The sequence below is a fragment of the Rathayibacter tanaceti genome, assembly GCF_001634385.1.
Lineage (GTDB): Bacteria > Actinomycetota > Actinomycetes > Actinomycetales > Microbacteriaceae > Rathayibacter > Rathayibacter tanaceti.
Map to the genome: position 1 here is coordinate 1 of NZ_LIIN01000052.1, position 20121 is coordinate 20121.

Consider the following 20121-nt stretch of genomic DNA (forward strand, 5'->3'; position numbering starts at 1 on the left):
CGCCTCATCGCGAAGATCTTCGCGCCCAAGCTCGGCCGCTGACACCCACCCTCGGCTCCGGCCGAACTCCCCGAAGGAAGCAATGTCCAAGCGCATCGAGGTCAACGACCTCAACGTCTACTACAGCCAGTTCCTCGCCGTGGAGGGCGTCTCTCTCGCCATCGAACCCCGCACCGTCACCGCTTTCATCGGCCCCTCCGGCTGCGGCAAGTCGACCTTCCTGCGGACCCTGAACCGCATGCACGAGGTCATCCCCGGCGCGCACGTGCAGGGCGAGGTGCTGATCGACGGCAACAACCTCTACGCGCCCGGCGTCGACCCCGTGCAGGTCCGCCGCCAGGTGGGCATGGTGTTCCAGCGCCCCAACCCGTTCCCGACGATGTCGATCCGCGACAACGTCCTCGCCGGGGTCAAGCTCAACAACCGCCGGATCTCGAAGTCGGACGCGGAGGCGCTCGTCGAGCGCTCGCTCCAGGGTGCGAACCTCTGGAACGAGGTCAAGGACCGCCTCGACAAGCCCGGCTCCGGTCTGTCAGGCGGGCAGCAGCAGCGCTTGTGCATCGCGCGCGCGATCGCCGTCTCTCCCGACGTGCTGCTGATGGACGAGCCGTGCTCGGCACTCGACCCGATCTCGACCCTCGCCATCGAGGACCTGATCGAGGAGCTCAAGAACGACTACACGATCGTGATCGTGACCCACAACATGCAGCAGGCCTCGCGCGTCTCCGACCGCACGGCCTTCTTCAACATCGCGGGCACCGGCAAGCCGGGCAAGCTCATCGAGTACGACGACACCGCGACGATGTTCTCGCGCCCGTCGGTCCAGGCGACCGAGGACTACGTCTCCGGCCGCTTCGGCTGAGTCGCCGGCCCCGGGAACGAGAAGAGCCGCACCTCCCGCTGAGGGGATGCGGCTCTTCTCGTCGTGTCCGGACGGCTCAGGCCGTCGCGATGGCCAGTATCGGCTCGGTCGTCGGAGTCGGCGATCCGCCGGCCTCCTCGACCGTCACGGCGACCACGGCGCCCTCGGCGAGGGTGCCCTCGAGCGGTGCGACGGTGCTGCCGTCCCCGCCGTCGAACGTTCCGGCCGCGACCGGACCCGACGAGCCGATGTACCAGAGCTCGTAGGTCTTGTCGGCCGGGAGCGGCGACAGATCGTCCACCACGAGGGCGGAGCGGCCGAGCGAGTTCGACCAGACCAGGGTGGCGGACTCCCCCGTCGCGACCGTGCCCGCGGTCTCTTGTGCGTCGGGAGCGCTGCGGATCTGCTCGAGCGCCGTCTGCTGCTGGGTCTGGCGTGCATCAGGCGAGAGCAGCGGCGGGAGGGTCACCCCACCGACTACGAGCACCGCAGCGGCCGCTGCCGCGGACAGGTAGACCGCCGGTCGGGTGAACCACCGGCTCTGCGCGCGGTTCTCGGCGCTGCCGCGTCTGTCGCGCGCCACCGGGCTCGTCTGCATCGCGGGCGAGTCGAGAGGAGCGGCGCCGGGTGTACCGTGCTCCTCCTCCGGCTCAGTCAGCGGCAGCTGCGGAGTGGTGGCGATGAGCGCCATCAGGTCGGCTTTCACCGCCGGCGAGGGCATCACGACCGGCGCATCGGCGACGAGCGCCTCCGCCACCTCCGTGAACGCATCGGCCTCGCTGCGCGCCTCAGGATGCTCGGTGAGGAAGCGCGCATACCGCGCCTGCTCGTCGGGCGTCAGGATGCCCAGCGCGTGCCCCGCTGCGAGGTCTCGCGGGTCGTCCATCCCGTTGGGGAGTCGCACATCGTTCACAGGGCCACCCCCATCTCTTCTCGAAGTCTGATCATTCCGTCACGCAGGCGCGTCTTGACGGTACCCACGGGACACTGCAGGATCCCCGCGATCTCGCTGTGCGAGTAACCGCCGTAGTAGGCCAACTGCAGCGCCTGCCGCTGCAGCTCCGTCAAGCGGCCCATGGCGGCCGCGACCTTCTCGTGCTCGAGGGACACCTCCGCCTGCTCGGAGACCTGGTCGTAGTCGCGACCCAGGTCTCGTATACCGATGCGCATGTCCCTGTCGCGACCCGCTTGGGCCGCGCGGACCCTGTCGATAGCCCTGCGGTGTGCCATCGTGAGGATCCAGGTCGTCGCGCTTCCTTTATTCGGAGCGAAGCGTCCGGCGGTTTGCCAGATCTCGAGGAATACTTCCTGCGCCACTTCCTCTGACTGCGATCGGTCGACGAGAACGCGGGTGATCAGCCCGAGCACTCGTCCGGCCATCTGGTCGTACAGCTCAGAGAAGGCGGCCTGCTCGCCCTGGGCGATGCGCCCGAGCAGCGCTGCGGCATCCGCTGTGGTGTCGTCGGTCATGAACCCCGCCTCGCCCGCGCCCGGGCAGAAAGATTTCGCGTCATCCAGAAGGCTGTCACGGCGAGGCCCGCGACGACGACCGACACCTCGATCGGATGCGTCACGAATCGCACATCCAGCGCGAAGGATCCGAGGTCGACGAGCGCGGGTGCACCGAGCCGGGGCGCCAGCCAGAGAGCGATCACGGCGACGGCCGCCGCGGTGAGGCCCGGGTAGCTGCGGGGACGGATCAGCACCCATGCTCCGGCGATGATGTCGAGGACGGCCAAGACGCGCAGGACGGCTCCCTGTGCCACGGTCATCCCCGCGGCGAACTGCGCCCCCGCGGCCGAGTCGACGCTGCCCGCGGCGAGGAGGTAGAGGACAGCGACGACGATCAGGCCCGCGCCGGCCCACACGCGCGCCGCGATCCGGAACGCTCTGATGTTCTTCATTCCGGTGCGCCTGTCTGTGGGGACTCTGGCGAGGATCGACTCCTCCTGGGGCCCTCGCCCCGCGCACCGGTGCAAAGATGCGAGCAGAGAAGGGGCCGGACCGCAGGAACGCCTCTCGGCGCGAGGCCGCTCGAAGCGGCTATAAGTGGAGCCCGGGGTTACTGCGGTCCGGCCTCGTCGAGTGTAACAAAGGGCTCCCCCGTCACCGCGAGCGGCGTTCGCGTTCGGTGAACGCGGGTTGCGTGTCCCTACTCGAGCGAGTCGCTGCGCCAGAGCCGCGCGCAGCTCACGAGCTCGGCCGCCGTGGTCGACAGGCGGAGGGCTCGGGTGGTCAGCTCGCTCGCCCGGTCGGCGTCGACCAGCTCGACGTCGTCGGCCACCGAGGCGGCTCCGGAGGCGCTCACCCGGCAGAACGCGGCCGCCCTGTCGAGCGCGACCGCGAAGTCGCCGTCGAAGACGCCGCGCAGGATCCGATCGGCGAGCTCGGTGACCTCAGCCGGGCCGGTCGGCGCGCCTGCACCGGCGACCACCGGATCGATCGTGGCCGAGAGCTCGACTCCACGCTGATACAGGAAGCTCGTGCTGTCCGGGTCCTGCCGGATGACCAGCCGGAGCAGGTAGAGCCGCCAGAGCGCGCCGGGGAGGCTGGTGGCGCTCGAGCGAGCCCACAGCTCCGCGAGCGCGTCGATGCCGTGGTGGTCGGTGTACGCGACCAGCCGATCGATGACCACCGGATCGGGGTCGTCGCGGACCCGGCTGAGGAGGGCGATCGCGGTCTCGTGCGCGACCCGGGTGATCTGCGCCGGGTCCTCTCCTCCCTGGAACGCCTCGAAGACGTGGGAGGGGAACTTGGTCGGCTTGTGGAAGCCGTCTGTCATGGGGCCGCCTTCCGCGGTCGTGCGCTCGCGCATCGATGGGGGTTCGAGGAGGGTACGCGCGCGCCTGCACGCGTATGCCCGGCGGGCGGCGGGCGGGGCGCTACCCTGGAGCGCGCGGGCCTCTAGCTCAGTTGGCAGAGCAGCGGACTTTTAATCCGCGGGTCGTCGGTTCGAGCCCGACGGGGCCCACCAGGAACGGCGCGGAAGTAGTGGCCCTGGCCTCAACTCCCGACGGCACAAACCCCGCCAGAACCCCTCGACACGTCCCGCTGAGCCCGGGAGGCATGCAAGTTCACTCGAGCTCTGCACGAGATGCTTGCTGTCCACGCGTCGGCACGAGGTTATGGGCCATCTTCGCGAGAACACAGTTCTGAACTGAGGGAAATGGTTTGCAGCCTTCCGACGGCAGCCATCTGATTCAAGCGTCGCCAGCAGTGGACGAGAAAAGATTTGCTCGCGCCCGCAAACGGTCGTAACGAGAAAGGGCCTTGCGAAAGTAAGACACATGCTTTGCGAAGTGCTCGGAGCCGTAAAACTCGATCAGAACATCTCGAAACTCGTCTAGGTCGAGCCCTTCTTCTTCCAAGAGAACAAGACATTCCAGTCTGAAATATAGCGTGAAACCCGAGTCCATCACGGCACGTGGGGTGGCGTATCTACCCTGCATCTCGCGCTGGAAGCGTTCCTCCGCGACGTTCAAAGGCCGCTCGGCCAACTGTTGCACCACCGGCGAGAGACCGCCGTAATTGACTGGCCCGTCCACGCTTGCCATCCGCCCGGCCTCAAACAAATACTTATGTACAGGGAGGATCGATGTGGAAGATGGGCGAATTTGGTCTGGGATACCGTAAGTGAGAACACTCTCCGCATCTAGCATTCTCTCCCTTATGCCGAGAACATCCCTTTCGAGATCACTTCGAGTCAACGATCGAGCACTGATGCTTGAAAGGTCTTCAAGATCTTTTTCGGAAAAATGACCAACACCGAAGACTACTCGAACTCCAGCTGCATCCTCCGCATCTATAGGTATGGCTCGTACAATTTCTCGGCTATCGCCTGGGTCCGGATGGGTCACAAGATCGAACACATGCTTGCGTAGTTCGCGAAGCACCCCAGCGGGAAATGGTCGCTCGAGCTGTCGTAGAGCTGTCCAGATCCATGAAAACGAGTGAGTTTCAAGCCTAGTGATTGGCAGTCGATGTCCGCCACGCTCGAGATTGGCGGTCTCGATCGTCGGAACAAAGCTGGAGTCGTTGTTCCATTCGACAAAGTAAATACGGGAACCGAGGGCTGCTAGCCTCTCTGGCCCGACCGCGGTGGCAATATTCCCGAGAATCTCACCCAGATAAAGGTCATTCAGGCTGTACCCCACGAAGATCACCGGGTGCTCCGCGAATATAGTCAGCAGCTTCGCGGCAAGGTAGTGGTTTCGATCTGAGAATTCTTGATAGTCGTCGGCTGTAAGGATGAGTGACTGCGGTCGAGTTGCACTGCCATGAATCTTATATGTTTCCGCGATGAACTGAGCATCGCTAAACATCAATTCTTCTTGCCCTACATAGGCGGTGAAACCTGGGAAAAGTTGGTCTGTGAGGGAGTCGTAATTTGTGGTAATCACGCCATCAACGACGACATCCTGAAGTAGTTCAACTTCTGCAGCCAACGCTGCATCATCCACTCCCGGTCGACCAGAAATTAGATCCTGGTGATCGATTACGTATTGAGCAATCGCAACCTTGATCGCTCCGTCCTTGTGAAGCTTCGCTTCGTCTTGATGAGCGTCGACCTGGTCGGCGTACTTGGCTTCCTTCCACCAGTGCGGATGAAAAGCTGCCGCCACCGAAGACGCAGCCTTCGGGTAGTCACCATCCGCCGAGGCCAGGTGATAGTTGAAATTCTCACCGACGTCCTCAGCGAAAAGCCGAAGCAGTCCCTCCCAATCGGGCAAACCGAGGTATCGCCGCGACACGCCGCTACCGACGAACAGGTAGGGAAGGGCGTTGTGCTCTGCCGAAAGTGCGGTCGCGAGCACATCTGCGAGTTCGCGTTCGTTCTCTGGCATCACTCGCGCGATGGGATCTGGCAACGCGTGCGCTGGCGTTGTATCCGAATCGGACGGCTGACCTTCATCGCTGCTCATGCCCGAACTCTACCCACACCTCGTTGTTCCGCTACCCGTGTCGCATGCTGCGCTTAGACCGCACTCTTGACCACGAAGGCGTCGAACTTCGCGACGTGCGAGGTGTAGTCGGTGGCGTAAAGGTGCGCGTAGATCGTGTCCGTCGTGGTCACGTTCGAGTGCCCGAGCCACCGGCTCACCTCGTAGGGCTGGAACCCGGCGGCCAGCCAGAGCGACGCAGCGGTATGGCGGAGGTCGTGGACGCGCATGTCCGGGAGCTTCGCGGCAGCGAGCGCCGGGCGGAAGTAGTTCCGGCGGAAGCTCGCATTGTCCATCACCCGCGAGTAGTCGAGCGAGTGCTTCCCGCCGACCGCTCGGCCCGGCCAGAACAACGCCGCCGGGTTGCCCGAGTGCGGGTGTTGGAGGAGGTACCGGCGGAGGTCGCGGATGAGCCCACTGTGCATGAGTGGGACGTCGCGGGTCGAACGCTTGGACTTGGGCGTGCCGGCCATCCACTCCCCGGCAACGTGCTGCATAGTCTGGCGCACCTGCACGTGGCCCCGGGCCAGGTCGACGTCCTGGACTCGGAGCCCCGCGAGCTCTCCAGCCCGCAGCCCGGTATATGCGGCGAAACGCACCAGCAGGTCGTAGGGCGCCGCCTTGGACAGCTGCGCGGCAAGCGCCTCAACCTGCGCGGCGGTGAGGAAGCTCGGCGTGAATTGGCCTGCGTTGTGGTTCTTCGGCAACTTGACGCCGTCACAGGGGTTGAACGAGATCAGCCGATCATGGAGGGCGTGCTTGCACACCTTGCGCAGCGCGACGTAGCAGTGGTGCACCGTCATCGGCGCCAGCCCCTCCGCGTGCAACTCCCCCACCAACGCCTGCACCTCCGCACGGGTCAGTGTGGCGATGCGTCGCTTGCCGAAGAGCGGCAGCACCCGGCCCGAGTACAGCAGCTCGGCCGACCGGTACGTGCGCGGCTTCAGCTCCGGCTTGCTCGCCGCCAAGGATGCAGCGACCACCTCTGCCACCGTCTTCGAGTTCTTCACCAGAGGCTCGGTGCTGGCCCCGCGCTCCAGCTCGGACTCCGCCGTCATACCGAACCGCTCCGCCTCACGCTTCGCAGAGAAGGTGCGTTGCTTGAAGGACCCGTTGCCGTCGCGCCAACGCACCTCGTAGGCAGCGCCGGTCTTCCGCTGCACCTGTCGAACGTTCGCGATCAGACGGCCTCCGCCCGGTCGGCGCGGTCCACGACGCGGCCGACAACTGCGTGTCGCCACTGGCCGGTGCCGCTGGGAGTGGGGACGCCGTCCGCGTCGAGGCTGCGGGCGATGGCGTTGAGGCTGAGCCCTGCGGCCTTGCGGTGAAGGATGAGCGCGCAGACGTCGGAGGGGATGGTCGAAGGCTTCCCGAGCTGGACACCCTCGGCGCGCTTCACAGCGAGAGCGGCCTTGGTCCGCTCGCCGATCATCTCCCTCTCCCACTGGGCAATCTGCACGACCATGCCCGCGATCAGCCGACCCGTCGCGGTGCTGGTGTCGAGGTCGAAGTCCAGGACGGCGATGGCCCACCGTTGCCGGTGTGACAGGTCGAGCAGGTCTCCGAAGTCGCCCACCGACCGCGACACCCGGTCGAGCTTGGCGGCGACGAGTCCGTCCGCCACCCGCGCCTTCCGAGAGCGGAGGGTAGCGAGGGCTGACTGGAGGCCGGGGCGGTCGGTGGTCTTGCCGGACACGCCGTCGTCCTCGTACCAGCCGACGATGTCCCATCCGTTGCGCTCGGCGGCGGTGAGGAGCTGCGCTTCCAAGCCGCACACCGTTAGCCCACCGCACCGAGCCACACGCGTTCGTTCTCGCGGATGTACGCGATGTCCCGGACGTAGATGCCGACATGGCCGTCCTCGATATGGCGCGCGAAGTTCTCGTCTCCGTCGGCCGCCGCCCCGGTCATCAGGGCGATCAGCGCCCGCAGCCGCGGGACGACCAGGTCAAGCGCCGCGCGCCGCTCACGCCGATCGCAGCCGTAGGCGTCCAGGAACGCTCGAAGGCGGCGCACCTGCGACCCCAGGGCCGAGAACTCGTCCTCTGCGCCGAACGCGACGGACAGCGGGGCGAACCGGTACAGCGCGTACGCCAGGTCCCAGGCCCTCGGACCCGGTCGCGCATAGTCGAAGTCGATCACAGCGACGGCGGTCCCGCCTCGGAAGACGACGTTGTACGGAGCGAAGTCGCTGTGGCAGACGACCTCGACCGGCTCCAACGGTTCGAGGCGGAAGCCGGTGGTGCGATCGGCGGCGAGGTCCACGGTCGCATCGTGGTAGCGCCGCAGCAGTTGCGCGGCGCTCACGAGCGCCGTGCGGCTCCGCATCTCGGCCGAGAGCGGGTAGTTCCCGACCTCTCCCGGGAGGAACGAGAGGATCTCCCTTCCGTGACCGTCGATGCCGAGCGGCACCGGGGCGCCGCCGAAGCCACGGGCGGACACCGTCTCGAGGAGGCGGTGAACCGCGGGACTCCACGCGCGAAAGGGGCGTCGCACGGTATCCCCGACGCGGACCACCCTCGTCGTGCCTCCGCCGGGCAGCTCCAACTCCTGGTCGTCGTCCACGATCCACTCCGTCCTGGTCACCGCCGCGGGTCCCGGGTCGACGGCTCCCTGCACGGGTCTGACGCACGCGCCCCGCCAGCGTTCCCGGGATCACCGTACAGAGGGATGAGGCCCCAGCGTCGGCCGCTCCGCCGCGGCGCGCGCGATGGGCGGGGTCACTCGTGGCAGAGCGACCAGTCCGCGTCGGGGTAGTCGCGGACGCTGCCGCCGACGATCAGGCGCCAGCGGCCGGCCTGATGCTCGAGGAGGCGCCCGGCGACCACCTCGGAGAGCCAGTCCGAATCGATCCGGTACCAGCGGACCAGGCGGACGGTGGTGGCGGTGTGCCGGAGCCGGGTCGACATCGGGACCTCCTTCTCGACTACAGGAGCAGCGCCGAGCGACGGGCGCAGTGTGGGCGGACGGGCGCAGGACCCGCACCGGGACGACGCCGTTGTCGACCGGCCGGGAGTCGGAGTGACGGGCATCCGGCGGACCTGATGTCTCGAACTCTAGACGGCTGGACGGCCGATGTCTGTCCCAGCGCGATCACCCCCGACGGATGGCGTTCAGCGTCGGATGGAGACCGGCGGCAGGTCGATGCTCGTTGGCGCGACGCGGGCGGTGCGGGAGGAGCGGAAGGCGACGGCGTCGCGGGAGCGGAAGCGGAACCTCCGCGCGCGACGGCGCATCAGGCGCTCGCTGGGGCCGAGGGCACCGGCTTCGAGGAGCTGGCGGAGGGAGAGGGTCACCTGACGGGCCAGCCGGGGGTTGATCCGGCCCGGGACCCGGACGGCCTCGATGAGGTCGAGGGCGGTGTAGACCGTGCGCGAGATCGCCATGACCGAACCCTAGGCAGACGAACGCTGCGGCGCGCGCCCCGGAAGGGGGCGAGCACCGGAACTGATGCTCAGCCGCTCTGGGCCGCGGACGAGGGACGGGCTCAGTCGTGCCCGTTGCTGCCGTCGCCGCGACCGGTGGAGGACTGCAGGCGGTCGATGTGCTCGGAGGCCTGCGCCTTGGTGAGATCGGCCGGGAGGGTCTCGCCAGCCTCGCGGGCGAGCGTGTCGAGGTAGCTGCGCTGCGGGCCGGTCATCGGCTCGTCGCCGGTGACCCAGTCGGACGGGTCCTTGCTGGCGCTGGTGTCGCTGCCGTCATCGGCACGGGCGCGAGGACATCGCCCTCGGTCTTGACGTCGGGATCGGTCGTGTTGTCATCGCTCATGCTGCGACGCTACGCCCGACCACCGACATCGGCGAGGGCTTGCGGAGCGGCGCCCCGCGACCCGCCTCACGAGCCGAGCAGAGCGTGCGCGACGGTGAAGATCACCAGACCCGCCAGCGATCCGACCACCGTGCCGTTGATCCGGATGAACTGGAGGTCCTTGCCGACCTGGAGCTCGAGCTTCTCGGAGGTCTCTCGCGGGTCCCAACGGTGGATCGTGTCGCCGATGATGCTGGCGATGTCGGTGCGGTAGCGGTCCACGAGGTTGGCGGCGACCGAGCCGATCCAGGAGTCGACGGTCGAGGCGAGGCCCGCATCGGTCGAGAGGCGCCTGCCGAGGTCGACGACGATCGACTCGATGCTCCCACGGAGCGGGCTGGCGGGATCGTCCATCGCGCCCAGGAGCGAGGCCTTCGTCGCCTCCCAGGCGTCGCCGGCCAGCTCGCGCACCCGCGGGCTGTCGAAGGCGCGGTTCTTGATCTCCTCGACCCGGGCGATCAGATCGGGGTCCGTGCCGAGATCCTGTGCGAGGGTGGCGAGATAGCCGTCGATCGCGAGGCGGAACGGGTGCTCCTGATCGACGCGCACGGCGGCGACGAACACGAGTGCCTCGCGGTAGAGCCGCTCGTCGACAGCGCGGCTGACCGCCGAGGGCAGCCAGCTCGGCAGGCGCCCGCTGACCATCCTGGTGAAGCTCTGCGGATTCGCGGCGAGCCACGCCTCCGCCTGCTCGACCAGGGTGTCGACCAGGCGCCGGTGGTGGCCGGCGTCGACCACGCTGCCGACGAGGGAGCCCAGCGGCGGCCCCCACTGCGGATCGAGGAGGTGGCGTCGCGCGAGCGCCTCGATGACCCTCTGCACATCGGAATCGTCGAGCAGGGCGATCGCCGAACGGACGGCCGCGGCGCTCTCGCCGCCGACGCGACGGGCGTTCTCGGGCTCGGCAAGCCAGAGCCCCGCGCGTCGGGCGATGCCGAAGGAGTCGAGCTTCTCGCGGACGATCGCGCCGCGGAGGAAGTTCTCCTCGACGAACTGCGCAAGGCTCGCTCCGATCTCGTCCTTCTTGGTGGGGATGATCGCGGTGTGCGGGATGGGCAGGCCCAGCGGCCTGCGGAACAGCGCCGTCACCGCGAACCAGTCGGCGAGCGCTCCGACCATCCCGCCCTCGCTCGCCGCACGCACCCATTGGAGCCAGGGGTAGCGGTCCTGCAGAGCGAAGGAGAATGCGAAGACGACGGCCATCGCGACCAGGAGGCCCGTGGCGAGCCGCTTCATCCGGACGAGGGCGGCGCGCTTGGCCTCGTCGTCGCGCCCGACGGCGGCAGGGGCGGTCATGACGAGACGGGGAACCCCTCGTGGCGGATGCCCCAGGCCACGGTCCACTCCTCACCCGGCTCGAGCCAGCGCAGGCCCTGGCCGGTGTTCAAGGCCTCGGCCGGAGCGGTCATCGGCTCGACCGCGATCGCCGTGGTGACGTCGTCGCCGTCGGGGAAGATCCGGGTGATGAAGACCTGGACGAAGTTGTGGGAGGCGTCGGCCCAGAGCAGCACACGACGCCCGTCCTCCGCGCGGAGTCCGTGCACACTCTCGCCGTCGACGATGCGGACGTCGGCCCATGCGTCGTCGAGTTCGAGCTCGCCGACACGGCGCCCCCCGCGCAGGTCCCACTCGGTGCCCTCGACCGGGCTCTGGACCGTGGGGTTGAGGCGGTCGTCGACCTCGATGTGCACGGCGGCGTCGACGGTGATCTCGAGCTCGTCGGTGGGGACGTCGCCGATGGCGAGGAAGGGATGGGTGCCGATCGCGACCGGCGCCTCGTCGGCTCCGACGTTGACGACGTGGTGCACGACCGTCAGGCCGTCCGCCTGCAGTTCGTAGCGGACAGTCGTCTCGAGGTGGAACGGGTAGCCGGCCTGCGGGACCACCGGCGCGGCGAGTTCGACGAACGCGGGGCCCTGGTCGACGAGCCGGTAGGGCGTGCTGACCAGGAGGCCATGGATGGCGTTGTGGTACTTGGGCTCGGTGATCGCGAGCTGGAGGGTCTGGCCGCGATGGTGCCAGCGGCCGTCCTTGACGCGGTTCGGCCAGGGCATCAGCACGATGCCCGACCCGAACGGCGGGACAACGCTCGCGGGGTAGGACGCGGTGATCTCGACGCCGTCGACGGAGAGGTGGCGCAGCGCTGCTGCCACCTCCGTCACGACGGCGTGGAGCGTCCTGCCCTCGGCGGTGAGGTCGAGGGAGAACTGGCGCCCGGTGGCGGGAGCGGGGGTGAAGTCGGCCATTCCTGAATCCTACGGACTGACGCGATCGCGCAGAGCGCTGCAGCGGGTGACGGCCAGGCCCGCCTCTTCGAGGCCGGCCACGATCTCATCCGCGGCGGCTGCCCCGGTGAGCAGACGGTCGAACTCCTCCGCGGCCGCGACCCTCCCGAGGTCGACGACGCCGAGCTTGGAGGAGTCGGCGACGACGATCCTTCGTGCTGCGGCGTGCAGCATCCGCCGCTTCAGGGCGGCCTCGGGGAGGTTGACATTGGTGACGCCTGCCTCGGAGTGGACGCCGGTGCAGCCGATGAAGGCGACATCGGCCCGCAGCCGCTCGAGCATCTCGGAGGCGAGAGGCTCGACCAGCGAGTGCTGCAGCGGGCGGAGCGTGCCTCCCGTGACGATCACGCTGAAGCGCGGGATCGCGGGCTCGAGCGCGAAAGCGGTCGAGAGGCCGTTGGTGATCACCGTGATATCGCGCAGTTCCTCTCGCTCGACGAGGGCGTGCGCGATGGCGAGCGGAGTGGTGCCGACATCGAGGATGACGCTCTGGCCGGACGTGACCGAGGCGGCAGCCGCGCGGCCGATCGCGGCCTTCTCGTCGGAGGCTGCGCTCAGGCCCTCCTCGAGCGAGCGCTCGACGGAGCGCACCGCGGTGGGGATCGCTCCGCCGCGCACCCGTTGGAGTGCTCCCTCGCTCGCGAGCACGGCGAGGTCGGAGCGCACCGTGACCGCGGAGACTCCGAGGTGGTCGGCGAGATCGGTGACCGCGACGAAACCCGAGCGCTCGGCGAGGAGCCTCATCCGTACGCGGCGCTCGAGCGCGGAGTGCGCCTCGGGCTCGCCGTCGTTCCTCATCGCTCCATCGTGCCGCGCCGAGCGCTGCTTGTCAAAGCGCAAGCAGACTTTCCTTTTCGAAGATCACGTTCTAGTCTGGCCCCTGTCATGAACGAAGCGATCCCCCTCTCCGCCGGCGTCGTCAAGCGCCCGCACACGCTGGCCGACGGCCGCGAACTCCTCTACTTCGACGACGCCGACACGGCGCTCCCCCCGGAGCGCGCCGTCGACGCCCGAGCCCTCGATCCGCGGCCCGCCACGGCCCGGATGCGCCAGGACGTCCTCACCGGTGAATGGGTGTCGATCGCCGCCTCGCGGCAGAACCGGGTGTTCCTGCCTCCGGCCGAGCTCGATCCGCTCGCCCCCGCCTCCCCCACCAACCCGTCAGAGGTGCCCAGCCCCTACGATGTCGCAGTCTTCGAGAACCGCTCCCCCTCCTTCGGGCCGCTCCTCGAGGATGCGGACGCGCCCGCCTCCCTCGACGACCTGCGCACGCTCGGCCTCGGCCGCACGCTGACGAGCGTCGGGCGCTGCGAGGTCGTCTGCTTCAGCCCCGAGCACGAGGGTTCCTTCGCGACGCTGAGCGCATCGCGAGCCCGCACCGTGGTGGAGGCGTGGGCCGACCGGGTGGGCGCCCTCTCGGCGCTCCCCGGCGTGCAGCAGGTGTTCCCGTTCGAGAACCGCGGCGAGGCGATCGGCGTCACGCTGCACCACCCGCACGGGCAGATCTACTCCTATCCGTACGTCACGCCCCGCACGACTCGGCTCCTGGCCTCGCTTGACGCCTACGGCCCCTCGATGTTCGCCGACGTCCTGGCGTTCGAGCAGGCGGGCGAGCGTGTGTTGATCCGCGGGGAGCACTTCACGGCGTTCGTGCCGTTCGCCGCGCGCTGGCCGGTCGAGGTCCATCTCCTGCCGCACCGCCACATCCCGGACCTGGCCGAGACCACGCCGGAGGAGCGCGACGAGCTCGCGCGCCTGTACCAGCGCCTGCTCCGGGGCGTCGACGCGCTCTACGACAGCCCCACCCCCTACATCGCCGCGTGGCACCAGGCGCCGGTGCACGAGCGCCGCGACGAGGTGAGGCTGATGCTGCAGATCACGTCGCCGCGGCGAGCCGAGACGAAGCTCAAGTATTTGGCGGGCAGCGAGGCCGCGATGGGCGCCTGGATCGGCGACATCGCTCCCGAGACGACCGCCGCCGCCCTGCGCGCGGCGATCGAACGGGCCGACGCGGTCACCCTGCCAGCGGAGGCGCCGCGACTCCCCCGGCGCCGCCCTCCCGAGCAGCGACCACTCGGGCAGCGTCCTGCCCGACGGCGCCACGACACCCGCCACGACTGCCGCCGAGATCGTCGAGGAGAACCGATGACCGCCACTCCAGCCCTCCCGACCGCCGTCGCCGAGCGGGCGTCGTCGGGCTTCGCACGCGTGTACGGCCGCACGGCCGCAGGGGTCTGGGCCGGCCCGGGCAGAGTGAACCTCATCGGCGAGCACACCGATTACAACGACGGCTTCGTCTTCCCGTTCGCGATCGACCGCGCCACGGCCATCGCCGTGGCTCCGCGTGAGGACCGCACGATCCGCATCAGCAGCGCGTTCGCCACCGAGGTCGTCGAGGTCTCACTCGACGGACTCGTCCCAGGGACGCTGTCAGGGTGGTCGGCGTACCCCCTCGGCGTCGTCTGGGCACTCACGGAGCACGGCGTCGACCTCGGCGTGCGCTCGGGCTTCGATGCGTTCGTGGACTCGGATGTGCCGGTCGGTGCCGGACTCTCGAGCTCGGCCGCGCTGATGTGCGCGATGGCGGTCGCCCTCGACGAACTCTGGAGTCTCGGCCTCGACCGCGCGACCCTGGCCAGGGTCGGCCGACGCGCCGAGAACGTCGCCGTGGGCGCCCCGACCGGGATCATGGACGAGTCGGCCTCCCTCTTCGGCGAGCGCGACGCCGCGGTGTTCCTCGACTGCCGCAGCCTGGACACCGAGGTGATCCCCCTCGCTTCGAAGAGGCGGGGCTGGTCATGCTCGTGATCGACACCCGAGTCGAGCACGCCCACGCCACCGGCGGGTACGCCGAACGCCGAACCTCCTGCGAGCTCGGAGCCTCCACTCTCGGAGTCGACTCGCTCCGGGAGCTCTCGACCGACGACCTGCCCCGGGCCGAGGAGCTCCTCGACGAGGTGACCTTCCGCCGCGTGAAGCACGTCGTCACCGAGGACGCGCGCGTGCTCGAGACCGTGCGTACCCTCCGCGAGCACGGCCCCCGCTCGATCGGCGGACTGCTCGACGCAGGACACGCCTCCCTCCGTGACGACTTCGAGATCTCGGTCCCCGAACTCGACACCGCCGTGGAGGCCTCGCGCAGCGCTGGTGCTCTCGGCGCGCGGATGACCGGCGGTGGCTTCGGAGGCTCCGCGATCGCGCTGACGCCTGTCGAGAAGGAGGAGGAGGTCCGCGCGGCGGTCCTCGCCGCCTTCGCAGAGAAGGGCTTCGCGACGCCCGAGCTGTTCCTCGTCACCGCCGCCGACGGTGCCGGCCGCGTGCTCTGATCACCACCCCGGAGGCCGCGCGCTCCGATCGCCGACGGCACAGGCCGTGTCCACCACGGTCGGCAGCGGATGCGGATGGCCCACGGACACGACTGCGCGGGCGGCCTTCCCGGTCGCGGCTCTCCGCAGCCGTCGAGCCCGGGGAGACCCGGCCACCGGCCTCCCCGAGCCGCACGGTGCCGACGGGGTGGCCGCCGCTCATCAGCACGAGCGGCGGCCACCGTTGGAGGAACACCGGCGACCTGCCCGACCGCGACGCCGCGCGCCGCGGTCGTCGATGCGGCGCGAATGCCGCCGTGTGGAGAGGGATCGGCGAGGACTCCGGTGGCTCACATCGCGGAGCCGGGCTCCCCGACGCGGCTCAGCTCTCGAAGGTCGACGCGTCGATCACGAAGCGGTAGCGCACGTCCGACGCGAGCACGCGCTCGTACGCCTCGTTGATCTGCGACGCGGACACCACCTCGACTTCGCTCGCGATGCCCTTCTCGGCACAGAAATCGAGCATCTCCTGGGTCTCGCGGATACCGCCGATGCCGGACCCGGCGAAGGAGCGGCGTCCGCCGAACAGCGTGAAGACGTGCAGCGGCAGAGCCTCGGCCGGCGCACCGACATTCACCATCGTGCCGTTGCGCCGCAGGAGGCCGAGGTAGGCGTCGAGGTCGAGCGGCGCGCTCACCGTGTTGACGATGAGGTCGAAGCTGCTCGCGAGCTCGGTGAACGTCGCCTCGTCGCGGGTCGCGTAGTAGTGGTCGGCTCCCAGGCGGAGACCGTCCTCCTTCTTGCTCAGCGTCTGCGAGAGCACCGTGACCTCGGCTCCCATCGCGTGCGCGAACTTGACCGCCATGTGGCCGAGCCCGCCGAGGCCGACGACGGCGACCCGCTTGCCGGGGCCCGCCTCCCAGTGCGACAGCGGCGAGTAGGTGGTGATGCCCGCACAGAGCAGCGGTGCCGCAGCCTCGAAGGGGATCGACTCAGGGACGCGGAGGACGAAGTCCTCGACGACCACGACGTGCGTGGAGTAGCCGCCCTGGGTGACGGTGCCGTCGCGATCGACGGAAGCGTAGGTGCCGATGTTGCCCTTGAGGCAGTACTGCTCCTCGCCGGCCAGGCAGTTCTCGCACTCGCGGCACGAGTTGACCATGCAGCCGACGCGACGCGGTCGCCGACGGAGTGCTTGCTGACCTCGGAGCCGACCTCGGCGACGACGCCGACGATCTCGTGGCCGACGGTGAGGGGGTACTGCACCGGACCCCAGTCGCCGCGCACGGTGTGGATGTCGGAGTGGCAGATGCCGGAGTAGACGATCTCGATCAGGACGTCGTGCGGTCCGACGTCACGGCGCTCGATCGTGGTGGGGACGAGCGGCTCGGTCGCGGACGGGGCTGCGTAGGCGGTGACGGTGAGCATGGTTTCTCCTCGTGGGGCGTTGCGCGCTCCGAGGACGTGTCCGACGGAGGTGGGGGACGCGAGAGCGCCGGACCACGCTACGCGGGCGCGCCTGGGAGTCTCCCGGCCGCCGTCAGCGCAGCGCGCGCTCCGCCGCCGTCACCACATTGTGGATGAGCATCGCGCGGGTCATCGGACCGACTCCCCCGGGGACGGGCGAGAGCCAGCCGGCGACCTCGGCCACACCGGGAGCGACGTCACCGGTGAGCTTCGCACGGCCGGAGTCGGCGTTCTCGACCCGGGTGATGCCCACGTCGAGCACGGCCGCACCGGGCTTCACCCAGTCGGCGGCGATCAGACCGGGGACGCCGACGGCCGCGACCACGATGTCGGCGCGGCGGACCTCCGCGGCGAGATCGGCGGTGCGCGAGTGGGTGAGAGTGACGGTCGCATCGAGGCCCTTGCGGGTGAGCAGGAGCCCGAGCGGGCGGCCGACGGTGAGACCCCGGCCGACGACGACGACGTGCTTGCCGGAGGTCGGGATGTCGTGGCGCTGCAGCATCTCGACGATGCCGTTGGGCGTGCACGGCAGCGGACTGTCGAGCTCCCCCTCGACACCGAGCACGAGACGACCGAGGTTGGTCGGGTGCAGCCCGTCGGCATCCTTGGCGGGATCCATCAGCTCAAGCATCGCGTTCTCGTCGATGCCCCGGGGCAAGGGGAGCTGGATGATGTAGCCGGTCACCGCCTCCGACTCATTGAGCCCGCGGATCGCCGCCCGGATGTCGTCTGCCGATGCCGTCGCCGGCAGGTCGACCCGGATCGACTCGATGCCGACCTCGGCGCAGTCGCGGTGCTTGCCCGCGACGTAGGAGCGTGAGGCCGGGTCGTCGCCGACCAGCAGCGTGCCGAGGCCGGGCACGACGCCCTGCTCACGCAGTGCGGTCACGCGCACGGCGATCTCGGCCTTGACCGACGCCGCTGTGGCGACTCCGTCGAGTACCTGTGCCGTCATCTGGAGGCTCCTCGTTCAGGGCGCGGCGGAGCGGGTCGCCCCCTCCGCCGCGCGGGTGGTGCTGTTACAGGCCGGGGTAGAGGGGGAAGTCGTCGGTGAGGCGGGCGACGCGGGTGCGCAGCGCCTCCAGATCGGCCGAGGGCTTGAGGGCCTCGGCGATGACGTCGGCGACCTCGGTGAACTCCGTGTCGTCGAACCCCCGCGTGGCCAGAGCCGGCGTGCCGATGCGCAGGCCGGAGGTGACCATCGGAGGCCGCGGGTCGAACGGGACGGCATTGCGGTTGACGGTGATGCCGACCTCGTGGAGTCGGTCCTCGGCCTGCTGTCCGTCGAGCGGCGAGTTGCGCAGATCGGCGAGCACCAGGTGCACGTCCGTCCCTCCGGTGAGCACGTCGATGCCCTCGGCCTTCGCGTCAGCGGCCGTGAGGCGCTCGGCGAGGATCTGCGCGCCGCGGATGGTGCGGGCCTGTCGGTCGGCGAACTCGGCCTCACCTGCGAGCTTGAACGCGGTCGCCTTCGCGGCGATGACGTGCATGAGCGGTCCGCCCTGCTGGCCGGGGAACACGGCCGAGTTGAGCTTCTTGGCGTACTCCTGCTTGGCGAGGATGAGACCGGAGCGGGGCCCGGCGAGCGTCTTGTGCACGGTGGAGGTGACGACGTCGGCGTGCGGCACCGGCGACGGGTGCAGTCCCGCGGCCACGAGGCCTGCGAAGTGGGCCATGTCGACCCAGAGCTTCGCGCCGACCTCGTCCGCGATGGCGCGGAACGCTTCGAAGTCCAGGTGGCGAGGGTAGGCCGACCAGCCGGCGATGAGCACCTGCGGACGGACCTCGAGGGCCTTCTCGCGGACGACGTCCATGTCGATGCGGAAGGTCTGCGGGTCGACGCCGTAGGCGGTGGCGGTGTAGAGCTTGCCCGAGAAGTTCAGCTTCATCCCGTGCGTGAGGTGCCCGCCGTGCGCCAGCTCGAGGCCGAGGATGGTGTCGCCGGGCTGGACCAGTGCGGCGAGCGCCGCCGCGTTGGCCGTCGCCCCCGAGTGGGGCTGCACGTTGGCGAACTCGGCGCCGAAGAGGGCCTTCGCCCGGTCGATCGCCAGCTGCTCGGCGACATCGACGAACTCGCAGCCGCCGTAGTACCGGCGACCGGGGTAACCCTCGGCGTACTTGTTGGTCAGGACCGAGCCCTGCGACTCGAGAACGGCACGCGGCACGAAGTTCTCGCTCGCGATCATCTCGAGGTAGCCGCGCTGGCGGTCGAGCTCCTGCTGGAGGACGGCGGCGATCTCGGGATCGACGACCGAGACGGGCTCGTCGAACGAGGCGGAGAGGCCCGGGCGGGCGGAGGCGGGGGAAGAGGACACGGACGCTCCTTGGCTGGGAAACGGAAGGGGCCCGGCGGGTCGCGGCGAGGCGACACGGCTCGGTCGGGCGACCCGATCTACGGTATCCGTTCCAGCCCAGGCGTGCGGCGGGAAAAGTGTCCGCGGCAACGCCACGGAGGAGGTGCCGCTCCCTGATGGTCACCCATCCGAACGCCAGTCGCGGCGGAGTCACTCTAGCAAGGGCCACGAGTGGCGCGATCGGCTGCGCGTAGTCCGACCGCGGCTCATCTCTGTGCGAGGATCGCTCGGGGGGGTTCACCGTGAGGCTCGGGAGGGAGCGGCATGGCTGGGTTGCGGCGGGTGGGCGCCTCCATCGACGACGCGAATGACGCTGAGCTGCTCACCCTGGTCCGAGAGGGCCGCACGGCGGCGACAGCCGAACTCTGGCGGCGGCACGCCGCCGCGGGCCGCACTGTCGCGCGCGCGTGGTCGAGCAGCGCCGACCCCGACGACCTGGTCTCGGAGGCGTTCCTCCGCGTTCTCGGCGCCGTCGAGCGAGGCGGCGGGCCCGAGGGTGCATTCCGCCCCTACTTCTTCACGTCGATCCGCAACGTCGCCACCTCGTGGGCCCGTCGTGGGCAGCACGAGCGCCCCCTGGACGACGGCGACCGCGAGCTCGCCGCAGAGGGGCCGGACCCCGAGGAGCAGGCCCTCGCCGCACTCGAGCGCGACCTCGGCGCGCGCGCGTTCAAGGCGCTGCCCGCTCGCTGGCAGGAGGTGCTCTGGTACACGGAGGTCGAGGGGCTCTCCCCCGCCCAGGCCGCCCCGCTGCTCGGACTGCGGCCGAACGGCGTCGCCGCGCTGAGCCTCCGGGCCAGGGAGGGCCTGCGCGTCGCGTGGATCCGTGAGCACGTGGTCGATTCCGCGGCGAGCGGCGAGTGCGAGTGGGTGCTCGAACGAGCGGGAGCACACACCCGCGGGCGCCTTCCTGCCCGTGACCGCCTGCGTCTGAACGCCCACCTGATGGACTGCACCTCGTGCGAGGACGCCCTCGCCGAGGCCGAGAGCGCCGGGCGGAGGCTCGCCACCGTTCTGCTGCCGCTGGCCGCGGGGCCTGGGGCGGGCGCGGCCGCGTGGGGCCGGCGGGGAGCGCGGAGCCGGCATCGGCCGCTACCGCGA

General features: G+C 69.5%; 18 protein-coding genes, 1 tRNA gene, 4 pseudogenes and 1 riboswitch. Of the genes and pseudogenes, 5 read left to right on the plus strand and 18 right to left on the minus strand.

Annotation, left to right across the window (positions count from 1 at the left end; translation table 11 throughout):
* Positions 1–82 precede the first annotated feature (82 nt).
* A complete protein-coding gene (pstB, locus tag ACH61_RS08040) occupies positions 83–862 on the plus strand; it encodes a phosphate ABC transporter ATP-binding protein PstB (protein ID WP_068210810.1) in 780 nt (259 codons plus the stop codon).
* A 76-nt stretch (positions 863–938) separates the two neighbouring features.
* Here the strand turns inward: pstB and ACH61_RS08045 are convergent, their stop codons facing one another.
* The 4 genes from ACH61_RS08045 to ACH61_RS08060 all read right to left on the minus strand — a co-directional run bounded on the left by ACH61_RS08045 (position 939) and on the right by ACH61_RS08060 (position 3644).
* On the minus strand, positions 939–1775 hold the full coding sequence (locus ACH61_RS08045) for an anti-sigma factor (RefSeq protein WP_132504912.1): 837 nt from the start codon (positions 1773–1775) through the stop codon (positions 939–941).
* On the minus strand, positions 1772–2332 hold the full coding sequence (gene sigK, locus ACH61_RS08050) for an ECF RNA polymerase sigma factor SigK (protein WP_068210816.1): 561 nt from the start codon (positions 2330–2332) through the stop codon (positions 1772–1774). Before sigK ends, ACH61_RS08045 begins: the two co-directional genes overlap by 4 nt.
* Positions 2329–2766 carry a hypothetical protein gene (locus ACH61_RS08055; RefSeq protein WP_068210819.1) on the minus strand — a complete coding sequence of 146 codons (438 nt, stop codon included), beginning with the start codon at positions 2764–2766 and terminating at the stop codon, positions 2329–2331. The genes sigK and ACH61_RS08055 overlap by 4 nt, the downstream gene beginning before the upstream one ends.
* A 248-nt stretch (positions 2767–3014) precedes the next feature.
* Positions 3015–3644 (minus strand): DNA-directed RNA polymerase subunit beta, encoded by a 630-nt coding sequence (locus ACH61_RS08060; protein WP_068210848.1) that lies wholly within the window; start codon positions 3642–3644, stop codon positions 3015–3017.
* Positions 3645–3760: 116 nt separating this feature from the next.
* Here ACH61_RS08060 and ACH61_RS08065 point away from each other — a divergent pair.
* Positions 3761–3836, plus strand: a tRNA-Lys gene (locus tag ACH61_RS08065).
* 226 nt (positions 3837–4062) lie between these two features.
* Here ACH61_RS08065 and ACH61_RS16240 read toward each other — a convergent pair.
* The 11 genes and pseudogenes from ACH61_RS16240 to ACH61_RS08105 all read right to left on the minus strand — a co-directional run bounded on the left by ACH61_RS16240 (position 4063) and on the right by ACH61_RS08105 (position 12692).
* On the minus strand, positions 4063–5784 hold the full coding sequence (locus ACH61_RS16240) for an SIR2 family protein (protein WP_082845117.1): 1722 nt from the start codon (positions 5782–5784) through the stop codon (positions 4063–4065).
* Between the two features lie 53 nt (positions 5785–5837).
* Positions 5838–6965, minus strand: a complete 1128-nt coding sequence (locus tag ACH61_RS08070) for a tyrosine-type recombinase/integrase (protein ID WP_068210821.1) — start codon at positions 6963–6965, stop codon at positions 5838–5840.
* 17 nt (positions 6966–6982) lie between these two features.
* The gene (locus ACH61_RS08075; protein ID WP_158286104.1) at positions 6983–7570 is read right to left on the minus strand and encodes a recombinase family protein; all 588 of its coding nucleotides are present in this window, start codon (positions 7568–7570) and stop codon (positions 6983–6985) included.
* A gap of 11 nt (positions 7571–7581) precedes the next feature.
* On the minus strand, positions 7582–8367 hold the full coding sequence (locus ACH61_RS08080) for an aminoglycoside phosphotransferase family protein (RefSeq protein ID WP_199220854.1): 786 nt from the start codon (positions 8365–8367) through the stop codon (positions 7582–7584).
* Between the two features lie 155 nt (positions 8368–8522).
* Positions 8523–8711: a hypothetical protein gene (locus tag ACH61_RS08085; RefSeq protein WP_068210827.1), complete on the minus strand. Its 189-nt coding sequence runs from the start codon at positions 8709–8711 to the stop codon at positions 8523–8525.
* Positions 8712–8915: 204 nt separating this feature from the next.
* Positions 8916–9188: a hypothetical protein gene (locus ACH61_RS08090; protein ID WP_068210830.1), complete on the minus strand. Its 273-nt coding sequence runs from the start codon at positions 9186–9188 to the stop codon at positions 8916–8918.
* Between the two features lie 101 nt (positions 9189–9289).
* Positions 9290–9487, minus strand: a pseudogene (locus tag ACH61_RS16245) (DUF3072 domain-containing protein); the annotation flags it as partial.
* Positions 9439–9570 carry a hypothetical protein gene (locus ACH61_RS18845; protein ID WP_269085064.1) on the minus strand — a complete coding sequence of 44 codons (132 nt, stop codon included), beginning with the start codon at positions 9568–9570 and terminating at the stop codon, positions 9439–9441. The pseudogene ACH61_RS16245 and the gene ACH61_RS18845, both read right to left, overlap by 49 nt.
* Before the next feature lie 66 nt (positions 9571–9636).
* Complete coding sequence (locus tag ACH61_RS08095) at positions 9637–10905, minus strand: DUF445 domain-containing protein (RefSeq protein WP_068210832.1); 1269 nt, start codon at positions 10903–10905, stop codon at positions 9637–9639.
* A complete protein-coding gene (locus ACH61_RS08100) occupies positions 10902–11855 on the minus strand; it encodes an aldose 1-epimerase family protein (protein ID WP_068210835.1) in 954 nt (317 codons plus the stop codon). The genes ACH61_RS08095 and ACH61_RS08100 overlap by 4 nt, the downstream gene beginning before the upstream one ends.
* Positions 11856–11864: 9 nt before the next feature.
* Positions 11865–12692 (minus strand): DeoR/GlpR family DNA-binding transcription regulator, encoded by an 828-nt coding sequence (locus ACH61_RS08105; protein WP_068210839.1) that lies wholly within the window; start codon positions 12690–12692, stop codon positions 11865–11867.
* Between the two features lie 87 nt (positions 12693–12779).
* On the opposite strand from ACH61_RS08105, the pseudogene galT reads away from it, so the two are divergent.
* Positions 12780–13901: pseudogene (gene galT, locus ACH61_RS08110) on the plus strand (galactose-1-phosphate uridylyltransferase); the annotation flags it as partial.
* Positions 13902–14039: 138 nt separating this feature from the next.
* A pseudogene (gene galK, locus ACH61_RS08115) lies at positions 14040–15220 on the plus strand (galactokinase).
* A 361-nt stretch (positions 15221–15581) separates the two neighbouring features.
* Here the strand turns inward: galK and ACH61_RS08120 are convergent.
* The 3 genes and pseudogenes from ACH61_RS08120 to glyA form a co-directional block, all read right to left on the minus strand.
* Positions 15582–16627 (minus strand): annotated as a pseudogene (locus ACH61_RS08120) (NAD(P)-dependent alcohol dehydrogenase).
* A 112-nt stretch (positions 16628–16739) separates the two neighbouring features.
* Positions 16740–17621, minus strand: coding sequence for a bifunctional methylenetetrahydrofolate dehydrogenase/methenyltetrahydrofolate cyclohydrolase (locus ACH61_RS08125; RefSeq protein ID WP_068210842.1), 882 nt, complete (start codon positions 17619–17621; stop codon positions 16740–16742).
* Positions 17622–17685: 64 nt separating this feature from the next.
* The gene (gene glyA, locus ACH61_RS08130) at positions 17686–18981 is read right to left on the minus strand and encodes a serine hydroxymethyltransferase (RefSeq protein ID WP_068210845.1); all 1296 of its coding nucleotides are present in this window, start codon (positions 18979–18981) and stop codon (positions 17686–17688) included.
* 87 nt (positions 18982–19068) lie between these two features.
* A riboswitch (ZMP/ZTP riboswitch) is annotated at positions 19069–19173 on the minus strand.
* 111 nt (positions 19174–19284) lie between these two features.
* Between glyA and ACH61_RS08135 the strand changes: the two genes are divergently transcribed.
* The coding region (locus tag ACH61_RS08135; protein ID WP_153038820.1) for a sigma-70 family RNA polymerase sigma factor at positions 19285–20121 on the plus strand (837 nt) is incomplete at its 3' end.

Coding starts and splice junctions, on each gene's coding strand:
- ACH61_RS08055 (WP_068210819.1), bottom strand. CDS start 2,766: ATGAAGAACATCAGAGCGTTCCGGATCGCGGCGCGCGTGTGGGCCGGC.
- sigK (WP_068210816.1), bottom strand. CDS start 2,332: ATGACCGACGACACCACAGCGGATGCCGCAGCGCTGCTCGGGCGCATC.
- ACH61_RS08125 (WP_068210842.1), bottom strand. CDS start 17,621: ATGACGGCACAGGTACTCGACGGAGTCGCCACAGCGGCGTCGGTCAAG.
- ACH61_RS16240 (WP_082845117.1), bottom strand. CDS start 5,784: ATGAGCAGCGATGAAGGTCAGCCGTCCGATTCGGATACAACGCCAGCG.
- ACH61_RS18845 (WP_269085064.1), bottom strand. CDS start 9,570: ATGAGCGATGACAACACGACCGATCCCGACGTCAAGACCGAGGGCGAT.
- ACH61_RS08100 (WP_068210835.1), bottom strand. CDS start 11,855: ATGGCCGACTTCACCCCCGCTCCCGCCACCGGGCGCCAGTTCTCCCTC.
- ACH61_RS08105 (WP_068210839.1), bottom strand. CDS start 12,692: ATGAGGAACGACGGCGAGCCCGAGGCGCACTCCGCGCTCGAGCGCCGC.
- ACH61_RS08090 (WP_068210830.1), bottom strand. CDS start 9,188: ATGGCGATCTCGCGCACGGTCTACACCGCCCTCGACCTCATCGAGGCC.
- ACH61_RS08095 (WP_068210832.1), bottom strand. CDS start 10,905: ATGACCGCCCCTGCCGCCGTCGGGCGCGACGACGAGGCCAAGCGCGCC.
- pstB (WP_068210810.1), top strand. CDS start 83: ATGTCCAAGCGCATCGAGGTCAACGACCTCAACGTCTACTACAGCCAG.
- ACH61_RS08085 (WP_068210827.1), bottom strand. CDS start 8,711: ATGTCGACCCGGCTCCGGCACACCGCCACCACCGTCCGCCTGGTCCGC.
- ACH61_RS08060 (WP_068210848.1), bottom strand. CDS start 3,644: ATGACAGACGGCTTCCACAAGCCGACCAAGTTCCCCTCCCACGTCTTC.